The organism is Aeromicrobium sp. CFBP 8757, assembly GCF_014841755.1.
Classification (GTDB): domain Bacteria; phylum Actinomycetota; class Actinomycetes; order Propionibacteriales; family Nocardioidaceae; genus Aeromicrobium.
Map to the genome: position 1 here is coordinate 1 of NZ_JACYUM010000005.1, position 12,594 is coordinate 12,594.

10 protein-coding genes and 1 rRNA gene are annotated in these 12,594 nt (G+C 68.7%); 6 read left to right on the forward strand and 5 right to left on the reverse strand.

Going from position 1 to position 12,594, the window contains the following annotated elements; translation table 11 throughout:
• The 5 genes from IFT73_RS14125 to IFT73_RS14145 form a co-directional block, all read right to left on the reverse strand.
• Window positions 1–666: DUF222 domain-containing protein (locus tag IFT73_RS14125; RefSeq protein ID WP_192168188.1), on the reverse strand; the 666-nt coding region annotated here is incomplete at its 3' end.
• A 73-nt stretch (window positions 667–739) separates the two neighbouring features.
• Window positions 740–1,198, reverse strand: a complete 459-nt coding sequence (locus IFT73_RS14130) for a DUF2149 domain-containing protein (protein WP_197984265.1) — start codon at window positions 1,196–1,198, stop codon at window positions 740–742.
• A complete protein-coding gene (locus IFT73_RS14135; protein ID WP_192168189.1) occupies window positions 1,195–1,992 on the reverse strand; it encodes a MotA/TolQ/ExbB proton channel family protein in 798 nt (265 codons plus the stop codon). The genes IFT73_RS14130 and IFT73_RS14135 overlap by 4 nt, the downstream gene beginning before the upstream one ends.
• Window positions 1,989–3,284 (reverse strand): PKD domain-containing protein, encoded by a 1,296-nt coding sequence (locus IFT73_RS19645; protein WP_197984267.1) that lies wholly within the window; start codon window positions 3,282–3,284, stop codon window positions 1,989–1,991. Before IFT73_RS19645 ends, IFT73_RS14135 begins: the two co-directional genes overlap by 4 nt.
• Before the next feature lie 100 nt (window positions 3,285–3,384).
• Entirely contained in the window at window positions 3,385–4,911 is a 1,527-nt protein-coding gene (locus IFT73_RS14145) for a phospholipid carrier-dependent glycosyltransferase (RefSeq protein WP_192168190.1), read from the reverse strand.
• A gap of 190 nt (window positions 4,912–5,101) precedes the next feature.
• On the opposite strand from IFT73_RS14145, the gene rsmI reads away from it, so the two are divergent.
• From rsmI to IFT73_RS14175, 6 genes are all read left to right on the forward strand, one after another.
• Window positions 5,102–5,929, forward strand: coding sequence for a 16S rRNA (cytidine(1402)-2'-O)-methyltransferase (gene rsmI / locus IFT73_RS14150; protein WP_192168191.1), 828 nt, complete (start codon window positions 5,102–5,104; stop codon window positions 5,927–5,929).
• A gap of 45 nt (window positions 5,930–5,974) precedes the next feature.
• Window positions 5,975–7,570, forward strand: coding sequence for a methionine--tRNA ligase (metG, locus tag IFT73_RS14155; RefSeq protein ID WP_192168192.1), 1,596 nt, complete (start codon window positions 5,975–5,977; stop codon window positions 7,568–7,570).
• On the forward strand, window positions 7,567–8,439 hold the full coding sequence (locus tag IFT73_RS14160; protein WP_192168193.1) for a TatD family hydrolase: 873 nt from the start codon (window positions 7,567–7,569) through the stop codon (window positions 8,437–8,439). Before metG ends, IFT73_RS14160 begins: the two co-directional genes overlap by 4 nt.
• Before the next feature lie 61 nt (window positions 8,440–8,500).
• A complete protein-coding gene (locus IFT73_RS19430; protein WP_192168194.1) occupies window positions 8,501–9,634 on the forward strand; it encodes a resuscitation-promoting factor in 1,134 nt (377 codons plus the stop codon).
• Window positions 9,604–10,491 (forward strand): 16S rRNA (adenine(1518)-N(6)/adenine(1519)-N(6))-dimethyltransferase RsmA, encoded by an 888-nt coding sequence (rsmA, locus tag IFT73_RS14170; RefSeq protein ID WP_371811284.1) that lies wholly within the window; start codon window positions 9,604–9,606, stop codon window positions 10,489–10,491. The genes IFT73_RS19430 and rsmA overlap by 31 nt, the downstream gene beginning before the upstream one ends.
• A 508-nt stretch (window positions 10,492–10,999) precedes the next feature.
• Window positions 11,000–12,515, forward strand: a 16S ribosomal RNA gene (locus tag IFT73_RS14175).
• The last annotated feature ends 79 nt before the right edge of the window (window positions 12,516–12,594 follow it).

Here is a 12,594-nt window from a genome sequence, read left to right on the forward strand (position 1 = left end):
CCACGCGACCAGCAGGTCGGCCTCACGCTGCGCGACGGTGCGGTCGTCGTCGGGATCGACGCCACGACGGGCGGTCTTGCGAAGCCGGTCCGCGATCGCGGCAAGCTCGTGCGCCGGCAGGTACGCGCCCAGGAAACCCATCGAGTCGTCACCGTGCTGGATCGACACGTGCCGCTTGGTGCGTTCGTCCTCGGCGCGTTCGATCGCCAGATCGGCCTCGACCCGGCGAACGAACCGCTTCAACCACGCCCGCAGCTCAGCGACCGTGTGGGTCTGCGCGTACTGCACGACCCGCCGGTCGAGCAGGTGGACCGATTCGGTGCGCTTGAGCTGGCCGATCGTGTGCCCGACCTCCCGCACCCGCACCAAGTCGACACGCCCGTCCACGAACGCCTCCCACGTGGTCGGGGAGTGATCACGCACCCGATCGGCGAACGCCAACCGGTGCACCACCTGCCCCTCCGACAATCCCATCGCCTCACCAATGCTCAACGCGATCGCGCCGCGCTCGACCAGCCGACGCATCGGCGACTCCAGCAGCTCGATCCGCGCCATCTCGGCGTCCCGGTACTCCAGCATCGCGACCACCGACCGCGCCTCGGCGCGCGCCTGCTCCCGCGCGACGTCACCCAGGACGTCGATCGAAGCAGTAGTGGAGGTGGCCATACCTCAAACCTAGACGCCACCACCGACACTCAACCGTAGCGAGGCGCAGGGTGTGGAGAGAGCCCGATCCGTCCTACGGTGCCGTGTCGGAGGAGTCCGGGGTCGGCAGCGAGTCGGGGAAGGACGGGTCGAGACCCGAGTCGTCGGGCAGCAGCTCCTCGTCCGGCGTCGACTCGTCGGGGGCCGTGTCGTCGGGCGTGACGGGCGCCGTGGTGCCGTCACCCGTCACGTAGACGAGTCGGCCGTCTGCCAGGCGGTAGACCGTCCCGACCGGGGTGCCACGACCGAGCGTCTTGACGCCCTGCCCCGGCACGTCCTCGACGGTCTCGCCCGGCTTGAGGGTGACCTCGCCGAGCGTCGGCTTCGTGAGTCCGTCCTTGTTGACGGCGTCGGTGAGGCCCAGCGACGACAGGGCTGCCAGCAGGAATCCGACGGCCAGCACGATGCCGATGTCGAACATGTTGACCAGGCCGTCGAGCGGGTCGCCGGCGCGGTCGTGGTGCACGCGGGCCCGCGGCGTCACCTTGATCACGACGGGCTCCCGGCGTCCTTGGCGGGCGGGACGAGAGGCGGCAGCGTCGTCGTCGGGGCCGACGAGGGGCTCGGGACAGGAGCCGTCGTCGAGACGCTCGGCGCGGTCGGCCCGACCGGGGGAGCCGGCGGCGCAGATGTCGTGGCCGACGTGCCGATCGACGCGGCTGCCGATCCGTCGTCGGTCAGGATCGCGGCGACGTACTCCAGGTCGGAGAAGTCCTGCCCGTAGCGGCGCTCGCGGAACAGCGACAGCGCGAGGGCGATGACCCCGATCAGGATGCCCAGCACCGTGATGCTGAAGGCCAGGCGCAGGTTCTCGGTGAGGGCGTCGACGTCGCCGCGCGCCAGACCGTCCAGGGCGGGGGCGAGGGGGATCAGCGTCCCCATCAGGCCGAGCGCCGGTCCGAGCCGCACCAGCAGCCGGGTGCGCGACAGGCGTGCCTGGCGGCCGAAGTCGAAGTCGGCGAGCTCCTTGGCGATGCGGGTGTCGGCCCCGGGCTTCGACACGGCGTCGACCAGCACCCGGAAGGCCTTGCCGACGGGCGCGCTCCACGCGACGGTCTGCAGCAGGGCGCTCGCCTCATCGAAGCGCTTCTCGTCGACCGCGCGACGGGCCGACGCCCCGGCCTTGGCCAGCGAGGCGAACGTGCGGCCGCGGCGCTTGACCATCTCGGCGATGAACGCACCGACCTCGACGAGCGCCGCTGCCAGGGCCAGCAGCGTGAGGATCACGACCGGCAGCTCGAGCACCTCCGCGACGCGGAAGATGATGTCGTAGATCGTGTCGCTCATGCGGCTCTCCTGAGGTGGCGCAGTCGGTGTCGAAGCCATCGGGTCTCGCTGGCGGCGCCCAGGCCGACCAGCAGCAGCACGGCAGCGGCGGCGACCGCCCACGTCGCGATGCGCTGACGGGTGGAGGCCTGCGTGGCGGGTGCGGGGGCCGTCGAGGCCTGGGTTCCGGGGATCGTCTCGGGCGTCCCGCCGGGGACCGTCTCGGCGCCGGCGAGGACGTACCCCTCGACGGGCTCGAGGCCGTCGTCGACCGGTGCGGTCGGCGCCGGATCCTCCTCGACGTCGGGCAGCTCGTCGCTGGGGGCGGGCTGGTCGACGTCGCCCTCGAACGGGTCGAACGGTGCCGGCAGGCCGCCTCCGCCGGTGTAGCCGCCGCCCCCGCCGAGGTCGCTGCCGCCGCCGGTGCCGCTCGAGGGGGCCTTCGGGGGGTTCGCGATCTTGACCTCGAGGGGGGCCGATCGGCCGTACGAGCCGTCGCTGGTGCGCACCGCGACGCTGACGGGGTACGTCCCGCGCTTCGCGTACGTCTTGGTCGGCTGATCGCGCTTGGTGCCCTTGGTCGATCCGTCGCCGAAGTCCCACCGCGTCGTGAGCACGTCGGCGGTCGATTCGGGCAGTGACACCGAGAAGGTCGTCGGGGCGTCGAGATCGAGCTCGGTCCCGCCGCTCGAGACCACCGTGGGCGAGAGGAGGGTGCCGGTCGTGTGCACCGTCAGGTCGAGTCGCCCGGCGCTGAAGAAGTAGTCGGAGGCATTCGTGTCGTCGCCGTCGTTCCGCAACGGGCGGACGTAGCCGAGCTTCCCGCTGTCGGTCACGAACACGGCGGGCTGGAGTCCCTTGGCGAACGGGTAGTCGGCGGCGCCAGGCGTCGCGAGATCGGCGGCCGACAGCACGGCGGGCACACCGGTGGCGTTGGGCGTCTCGACGTACGTGGCAGTCGTCGCGCGATCAGGATCGAGCCTGAGCAGCTGACCGATCGGCACGCGCTGGCCCACCGCGACAGGCCGCTTGTCGACCTTGCCGCCCTTAGACTTCGGGTTCTTGCGCAGGTTGTAGACACCCGCGGTGGTCCCCTGTGCCGTGAGGTCGTCCAGCGAGTACTCGAGCGGCGCCCCGACGTCGGTCGTCGTGCCACCGCTCGTGCTGACGTACGTCACGACGACGCAGGAGGCGGCACCGCTGGGGCACGGCTCGCCCGCCGCCGAGAGGGGCGACGGCGCGAGTCCGAGGCCCGCCGCGGCGAGTGCCAGAACGACGAGCGCGGCAGGGCGTCGCCTGCGGGGCGTCCTCACGACCAGATCCTCCCCGACGTCGATGTGAGCGCGTGCCCGACCATTATGGGCATCCCGGGACGAATCTGGTGATCGGTGCCCCGCCGGCGGACGGGAGGGGTCAGATCCAGCGGTCCAGCCACATCCGGTCGCGCCACGCCTCGTAGGGGATCAGGTCGTCGGTGTAGATGGGGTGGAAGTACCAGAACGCGACCACCGCGGACACCACGAACACCCCCGTCGTCAGGCACGCGAGGTACCGCTGCCGGGGGGTGACCGCCGACCGGACGAGCCCGTCGACGACCAAGCAGATCGCGATGATCGTGAACGGGACGAACGTGACGGCGTAGAACGAGAAGATCGGCCGGTCGTCGAAGCGGAACCACGGCAGCCAGCACACCAGCACGGCCACGACGGGGACCCCCCACGTCCACGAGCGGGTCCGCGCCCACGCGAGCAGGGCCGCGACCAGCGCGAGCACGCCCGTCCACCAGATGATCGGGTTGCCCAGGATCAGGATCTCGCGGATGCACGTGCTGCCCTCGGCCTGTCCGCACCGCGTCGAGGCCGGCAGGTCGAACTGTGCGTCGGCTCCGACCGGGCGCCACTGCACGAGCCAGCTCACCGGGTTCGACTGGTACGGGTGGGTCGCGGTGTTCAGGTCGGTCGTGTGGAAGCCGTAGGTCATGACGTGGAAGTGCCACAGCGACCGGAAGGCGTCCCGCGTCTCGCCCAGGAAGCCCGTCGTCGGGCGGTCGACGTAGGCGCCCCACGGCGCCGAGTAGTCGCCGTATCCGCGGCCGAAGCGGGCCTCGTACACCTCGTGGTGCAGCAGGAAACCCGTCCACGAGACGAGGTACACGACGAGCGCGACGCCGACCAGCGAGACGAACGCGGGCGCCCCGACCTTCAGCGTCCGGACGACCCAGTGGTCGTGGGGGCCGGCCGTGCGGCGGGCCAGGAGCTCCCACACGACGACGACGACCCCGAACGCCGCGAGGACGTACACGCCGCTCCACTTCGTGGCGCACGCCATGCCGAAGCACAGTCCCGCCAGGAGCTGCCAGGGACGGACGAACCGGTAGGTGTCGAGCCGGTCGCGGATCCAGTCGCGGTCGGCGACGACGCACGCCACGCCGCAGACGATCCAGAACGTCAGGAAGACGTCGAGCAGCGCGAGCCGCGACATCACGAAGTGCATGCCGTCGACCGACAGCAGCAGGGCGGCGATGCACGCGACGACGACCGATCCGGTCATGCGCAGCACCAGCCGAGCGAGCACCAGCACGGTGAGCGCGCCGATGACGACGCCGGAGATGCGCCACCCGAACGAGTCGAAGCCGAACAGCTGCTCGCCGATCGCGATGAGCCACTTGCCGCCGTCGGGGTGGACGATCCACGACGGCTGGCCGGTCATGATGCCGTCGAGCTGGCCCTTGACGACCTGGGCGTTGGCGGTCTCGGTGAAGTCCTGCACGTACCCGTGCTGCAGGAGCGAGTAGGCGTCCTTGGCGTAGTACGTCTCGTCGAACACGAACGCGTTGGGGAACCCGAGGTTCCAGACGCGCAGCACGAACGCGAGCAGCGTCACGCCGATCGGTCCGATCCACCCCCAGGCCCGCTGGGGGATGCGTGTCAGGACCGTCACGCCGAACAGCCTAGAGGCCGATCCTGAGGGAGCGCCGCGCGTCACTTGTCACACGGGGGTGGCCCCGTTTCCCGACGGCTGACCCCGGACGCATCAGAGGTGGGGTGCCGGATTCCGGGGGGAGGCTTGGAGGTTTCCGGGGTGCACCTGGTAAAACGGCGGCCCGGAGACGGGTGCCAGACTGGTCGGCATGCTGATCCTCGCCGCGACCCCCATCGGCCAGGTCGCGGACGCGAGCAGACGACTCGCCGACGCCCTGGTGTCGGCCGACGTCGTCGCCGCGGAGGACACGCGCCGGCTCAAGCGCCTGGCGTCCGACCTCGGTGTCGAGATCGGCGGTCGCATCGTCTCGTACTTCGAGGGCAACGAGGAGCGACGCACGCCCGAGCTCGCAGCCGTGCTCGCCGACGGGCAGACGGTCGTCCTGGTCACGGACGCCGGCATGCCCAGCGTGTCCGACCCGGGCTACCGGCTGGTGGTCGCCGCGATCGCCGCCGACGTCGCGGTCACCGCGATCCCCGGACCGTCGGCCGTGCTCACGGCACTCGCGGTGTCGGGCCTGCCGGTCGACCGGTTCTGCTTCGAGGGCTTCCTGCCCCGCAAGGCGGGGGAGCGCACCACGGCGCTGACCGAGCTGGCGCGCGAGCGCCGCACGATGGTGTTCTTCGAGTCGCCGCACCGCACCGAGACCTCCCTGCGGGCCATGGCCGACGCCTTCGGGGCCGACCGGCAGGCCGCGGTGTGCCGCGAGCTCACCAAGACGTACGAGGAGGTCGCCCGCGGCGGCCTCGCCGAGCTCGTCGAGTGGGCGGGCGGCCAGGAGCAGGGCGTCCGCGGCGAGGTCACGATCGTCGTCGGGGGCATGGTCGCCGAGGCCCGCACGTACGCGCCCGACGACCTGCGGGCGCTCGTCGCGCAGCGGCAGGGCGAGGGACTCAGCCGCAAGGACGCGATCGAGCAGGTCGCCGGTGAGACGGGCACCCGCAAGAAGGACGTCTACGACGCCGCGCACTCCTAGCGCCACCGCTCCAGGCCCGCCGACGCGACTCACTAGACTTCAGGCGTGTCCGCCGAAACGTTCTACGTCACCACGCCCATCTTCTACGTCAACGACGCGCCCCACATCGGGCACGGATACACGACGGTCATGGGCGACATCCTGACGCGCTGGCACCGGCAGCGCGGCGAGCGCGTCTGGTACCTCACGGGCACCGACGAGCACGGCCAGAAGGTCCTGCGCAAGGCCGAGCTCAACGGCGTCTCGCCGCAGCAGTGGGTCGACCAGCTCGTCGACGACGAGTGGCGCCCGATGCTCGAGACGCTCGACATCGCCAACGACGACTACATCCGCACGACCGACCAGCGGCACATCGACGGCTCCAAGGCGTTCTGGCAGGCGCTCTACGAGCGGGACGCCGTTTACAAGGGCTCGTTCGAGGGCCACTACAGCGTCGGCAGCGAGGAGTTCGTCGGCGAGGACGACGTCGTCGACGGCGAGGGTGACGACGAGGGCTTCAAGGTCAGCACGCTCGACGGCAGCCGCGTCGAGTACATGAGCGAGGAGAACTACTTCTTCCGCCTCGGCGACTACCAGCAGAAGCTGCTCGACTTCTACGAGGCCAACCCGACGTTCATCCAGCCCGAGTCGGCCCGCAACGAGGTCATCTCGTTCGTGAGCCGCGGGCTGCGCGACCTCTCGATCTCCCGCTCGACGTTCGACTGGGGCATCGGCGTGCCGTGGGACGACGAGCACGTCATGTACGTGTGGATCGAGGCGCTGCTCAACTACGTCACGGCCGCCGGCTACGGGGTGGACGACGAGCGCTTCGCCGAGCTGTGGCCCGCGAACATCCACATCGTCGGCAAGGACATCGCCCGCTTCCACGCCGTGATCTGGCCCGCGATGCTGATGGCGGCCGGCCAGCCCGTGCCGCACCAGGTGTTCGCCCACGGCTGGCTGCTCGTCGGCGGCCAGAAGATGAGCAAGTCCAAGGCCAACGGCATCCGTCCCGACGAGATCGTCGACACCTTCGGCTCGGACGCGTACCGCTACTACTTCGCGCGGGCGCTGACGTTCGGCAGCGACGGCTCGATCTCGTGGGAGGACATCTCGGCCCGCTACCACGCCGAGCTGGCCAACGGCTTCGGCAACCTCGCGTCACGTGTCGCGGCCATGATCGGCAAGTACTTCGACGGCTCGCTGCCCGCGGCGGGCGACCTGGGCGACGCCGAGCTGGCGGTCGTCGACACCGTGGCCGAGGCGGTCCGCGGCGCGGACGAGGCGATCGAGGCCGTCGCGCCCCAGGACGCGCTCGCGTCGATCTGGCGCATCGTCGACGAGCTCAACGGCTACATCACCGACCAGGCGCCGTGGAAGGTCGCGAAGGACGCGGCCACCGACGAGGAGGCCGCCGCGCGGCTCGCGACGATCCTCAACACGACGGCCGAGGGGCTGCGGGTGCTGGCGGTCGTGCTCAACCCCGTCATGCCCAAGGCGTCGGCGGTGCTGTGGGACTCCCTGGGCGCGGAGCCGACGCTCGGGGCGCTCGCCGACCAGCGCATCGACGCCGTCGCGACGTGGGGTCGTCTGGCCCCCGGCTCGACGATCACGAAGCCCGCCTCGCTGTTCCCCCGCATCGAGACCGTCGAGACCGCGTGACGCAGACCGCCGGCTGGCCCGACGCGCCCGAGGCCCTGCCCCTGCCGGTCGTCGACAACCACTGCCACCTCGACCACCGCGCGTACAGCAAGGCCGTCGAGGGCGGGCTGCTGATCCCCGTCGACGAGGCGCTCGACCGGGCGGCCGCGGTGGGCGTGACCCGGGTCGTCCAGGTCGGCTGCGACCTCGAGGGCTCGCGCTGGGCCGTCGAGACGGCCCGGACGCACGACTCGGTCGTGGCCGCCGTCGCGCTGCACCCCAACGAGGCGCCGCTCCTCGCTGAGGCCGGCCGGCTCGACGACGCCCTGGCCGAGATCGACCGGTTGGCGGGATCGGGCGATCACGTGCGGGCGGTCGGCGAGACGGGTCTCGACTACTTCCGCACGGGCGAGGACGGTCGCGACGCGCAGCACGTCTCGTTCCGCGAGCACGTGCGCATCGCGAAGCGCCACGACAAGACCCTGGTCATCCACGACCGCGACGCGCACGACGACGTGCTGGCGGTGCTCGACGCGGAGGGGGTGCCGGACCGCACCGTGATGCACTGCTTCTCGGGCGACGCGGACTTCGCCCGGGAGTGCCTCGACCGCGGCGCCTACCTGTCGTTCGCGGGCACCGTGACGTTCAAGAACGCCGAGAACCTGCGCGAAGCCCTCCGCGTGACGCCGATCGACCGTATCCTTGTCGAGACCGATGCGCCGTTCCTCACACCGTCCCCGCATCGCGGTCAGCCGAACGCCTCGTTCCTGATCCCGTTGACGGTCCGGTTCATGGCTGGCGTTGCAGGGATTTCGGTCGACGACCTGTGTCGAGCGATCGACGCCAACACCAGCAGGGCCTTCGGGGGCCCCTGGGCACACAGAACTTGACGGTGAGGAGTCGCTGGCTATCGTGGAAGTTCGGCCCAGTCATCGACGTCCGAGGGATTCAGTGCTCCACCAGAAGTCCGGCACCGCCAGCAGGCCCCACGGCCACCGCGCCAAGCGCCGTCGCCGCAAGTCCGCGCCGCTGATCGCGCTCAACCTCGCGATCGTCATGGTGCTCGCCGGTGGCACGGCCGCCTACGGTGCACTCAGCCAGACCGTCACGCTGACGGTCGACGGCCGCAGCGACACCGTCCGGACGTTCGGCGGCACGGTCGCCGACGTGCTCGACGACCACGGCGTCGCGGTGTCGCCCGACGACCGCCTCAACGTCGCCCCGACCTCGACGATCTCCGACGGCGACACGATCGACGTCGCGTACGGCCGGCCCCTGACCCTCACGGTCGACGGAGTCGTCAGCAAGCAGCTGGTGTACGAACCCACCGTCGGCAAGGCGCTGGCGTCGCTCGACGTGGCCCCCGCGGCGGGGTCGTACGTGTCGGCGAAGCCCGGTGCGACCGTCCCGCGCAGCGGCATGTCGCTGGTCGTCAGCACCCCCAAGAACGTGACGGTCGTGGCCGATGGCCAGACCAAGAACCTGACGACCACCGAGCCGACCGTCGCCGACGTCCTCGACGAGGCGGGCGTCGCGCTCGACGCCGACGACGAGATCAAGCCCGGGGTCGACGACTACGTCCAGCCCGACCAGAAGCTGCGGGTCGTCCGCATCGAGAAGGTCGAGAAGGTCGAGACCGTCAAGATCAAGTACGACGTCGAGGTCAAGGACGATCCCGAGGCGCTCGCGGGCGAGACCGAGGTGCTCACAGAGGGCAAGAACGGCGAGAACCGCGAGACCGTCACCCTGGTCTACGCCGACGGCAAGCTGCGCGACCGGGTGGTGGTGGCGTCCGACGCCGTCAGCAAGCCGGTCACCGAGGTCGTCTCGCGCGGCACGAGCCGCACGCCCCCCGACAGCGTCTGGGACAAGATCGCCAAGTGCGAGTCGGGCGGCAACTGGTCGATCAACACCGGCAACGGCTACTACGGCGGGCTGCAGTTCAGCGCCGCGACGTGGAAGAGCGTCGGCGGACCGGGCCTGCCGCACGAGAACAGCCGCGAGGTCCAGATCAAGTACGCCAAGATCCTGCAGGCCCGCTCCGGGTGGGGCCAGTGGGGCTGTGCCGGGGCGCGGTTCAACTGACGCCGTCGACCCCCGCCCCGCCGCGGCTCCTGGGCGCGGCGGACGTCCGCCGCCTGGCCGAGTCCTGCGGCGTCCGGCCCACGAAGCAGCGTGGCCAGAACTTCGTGCACGACGCCAACACGGTGCGCCGCATCGTCAAGGCGTCGGGCATCACGGGTGACGACGTCGTGGTCGAGATCGGCCCGGGTCTGGGATCGCTGACCCTCGGCCTGCTCGAGGTGGCCGCCCACGTCACCGCAGTCGAGATCGACGAGGTGCTGGCCGGCCAGCTGCCGGCGACGATCGCCGACCACGCTCCCGATCAGGCTGCGTCGTTCGACCTGGTGCTGGCAGACGCCATGAAGGTCACCGAGCTGCCGGGCCCGCAGCCGACGGCCCTGGTCGCGAACCTGCCGTACAACGTCTCGGTCCCCGTCCTGCTGACGTTCTTCGAGCGGTTCCCGACGATCCGCACGGGCCTGGTCATGGTGCAGGCCGAGGTCGCCCACCGGCTGGCGGCCGGACCCGGTTCCAAGACGTACGGCGTGCCGAGCGTCAAGGCCGCCTGGTACGCCGACATGAAGCTCGCGGGCTCGGTCGGTCGCAACGTGTTCTGGCCGATGCCCAACGTCGAGTCCTCCCTCGTCAGCTGGGTGCGGCACGAGCCGCCCGGAGACGAGGAGCTGCGGCTGCGCACCTTCGCGGTCGCCGACGCGGCCTTCGCCCAGCGCCGCAAGACCATGCGGGCGGCCCTGTCGAACCTGGCGGGCTCCGGCGCGCTCGCCGAGCAGGCGCTCGTCGCCGCGGGGCTCTCGCCGCAGGCCCGTGGAGAGCAGCTGACGGTGCTCGACTTCGCGCGTCTCGCGACGTTCATCTGACGTTCGCGGCGCCGATGCCGGGAGTCGTGCCTGCAATTGCAGGGGCGCCAACAGTGAGGGGTACCCCGATTTGGAGTTCTCGCACAGGGCCGGGTAGTGTTCTTCTTGTTGGACAGCGCAGCGGAACGGGCCGGAAACGGCGCCGACGCAGGGCTTCTGACCAGCAGGTGGAACAGATCGACGGCACGGCGCGCAAGCGCCCGGAGACGGATCTTCCCCCGCTGAGCATGGTGACCGACCCGGGTTTGACCGGTGAAAACGAGCCGTGTAAGTTGGACGAGTTGCCCTGAAGGTCTGGCTTTTGGTCGGGTCTGAGGTGTGCGTCTGATTCTTGAGAACTCAACAGTGTGCCAAAAGTCGACGAGATTAATTAGTAGTACCCCGTCGAGATCCCGCCGAACAGCCTTTGGGTTGTTCGGAATCTTGATGGTAATCAATTCCGACAATTTATTTGTCAGCAAATAGTTTGTCAGGTTGAACTGAAGTTTGAGTCACGCTTTTGTGGCTTTCAACGGAGAGTTTGATCCTGGCTCAGGACGAACGCTGGCGGCGTGCTTAACACATGCAAGTCGAGCGGTAAGGCCCTTCGGGGTACACGAGCGGCGAACGGGTGAGTAACACGTGAGCAATCTGCCCTTCTCTTTGGAATAACCATTGGAAACGATGGCTAATGCCGAATATGAACCCCCTTCGCATGTTGGGGGTTGGAAAGCTCCGGCGGAGAAGGATGAGCTCGCGGCCTATCAGCTTGTTGGTGAGGTAATGGCTCACCAAGGCATTGACGGGTAGCCGGCCTGAGAGGGTGACCGGCCACACTGGGACTGAGACACGGCCCAGACTCCTACGGGAGGCAGCAGTGGGGAATATTGGACAATGGGCGAAAGCCTGATCCAGCAACGCCGCGTGAGGGATGACGGCCTTCGGGTTGTAAACCTCTTTCAGCAGGGACGAAGCGAGAGTGACGGTACCTGCAGAAGAAGGACCGGCCAACTACGTGCCAGCAGCCGCGGTAATACGTAGGGTCCGAGCGTTGTCCGGAATTATTGGGCGTAAAGGGCTCGTAGGCGGTTTGTCGCGTCGGGAGTGAAAACTCAGGGCTCAACCCTGAGCGTGCTTCCGATACGGGCAGACTAGAGGTATGCAGGGGAGAACGGAATTCCTGGTGTAGCGGTGGAATGCGCAGATATCAGGAGGAACACCGGTGGCGAAGGCGGTTCTCTGGGCATTACCTGACGCTGAGGAGCGAAAGCATGGGGAGCGAACAGGATTAGATACCCTGGTAGTCCATGCCGTAAACGTTGGGCGCTAGGTGTGGGGACCTTCCACGGTTTCCGTGCCGCAGCTAACGCATTAAGCGCCCCGCCTGGGGAGTACGGCCGCAAGGCTAAAACTCAAAGGAATTGACGGGGGCCCGCACAAGCGGCGGAGCATGCTGATTAATTCGATGCAACGCGAAGAACCTTACCTGGGTTTGACATATACCGGAAAGCTGCAGAGATGTAGCCCCCTTTTGGTCGGTATACAGGTGGTGCATGGCTGTCGTCAGCTCGTGTCGTGAGATGTTGGGTTAAGTCCCGCAACGAGCGCAACCCTCGTTCTATGTTGCCAGCACGTAATGGTGGGGACTCATAGGAGACTGCCGGGGTCAACTCGGAGGAAGGTGGGGATGACGTCAAGTCTTCATGCCCCTTATGTCCAGGGCTTCAAGCATGCTACAATGGCCGGTACAAAGGGCTGCGAAACTGTAAGGTGGAGCGAATCCCAAAAAGCCGGTCTCAGTTCGGATTGGGGTCTGCAACTCGACCCCATGAAGTCGGAGTCGCTAGTAATCGCAGATCAGCAACGCTGCGGTGAATACGTTCCCGGGCCTTGTACACACCGCCCGTCACGTCATGAAAGTCGGCAACACCCGAAGCCAGTGGCCCAACCGTTTACGGAGGGAGCTGTCGAAGGTGGGGCTGGCGATTGGGACGAAGTCGTAACAAGGTAGCCGTACCGGAAGGTGCGGCTGGATCACCTCCTTTCTAAGGAGCATCTGGCAGCTGCCCATCGTGGTGGTTGTCCATGAGTCGTTTGTCAGCCGAATGTGTTGACGCGGTCTCA

Bases quoted from the DNA above. Each gene is read 5' to 3' on its own strand.
- IFT73_RS14135 (WP_192168189.1), bottom strand. From the start codon at position 1,992: ATGAGCGACACGATCTACGACATCATCTTCCGCGTCGCGGAGGTGCTC.
- rsmI (WP_192168191.1), top strand. From the start codon at position 5,102: ATGCTGATCCTCGCCGCGACCCCCATCGGCCAGGTCGCGGACGCGAGC.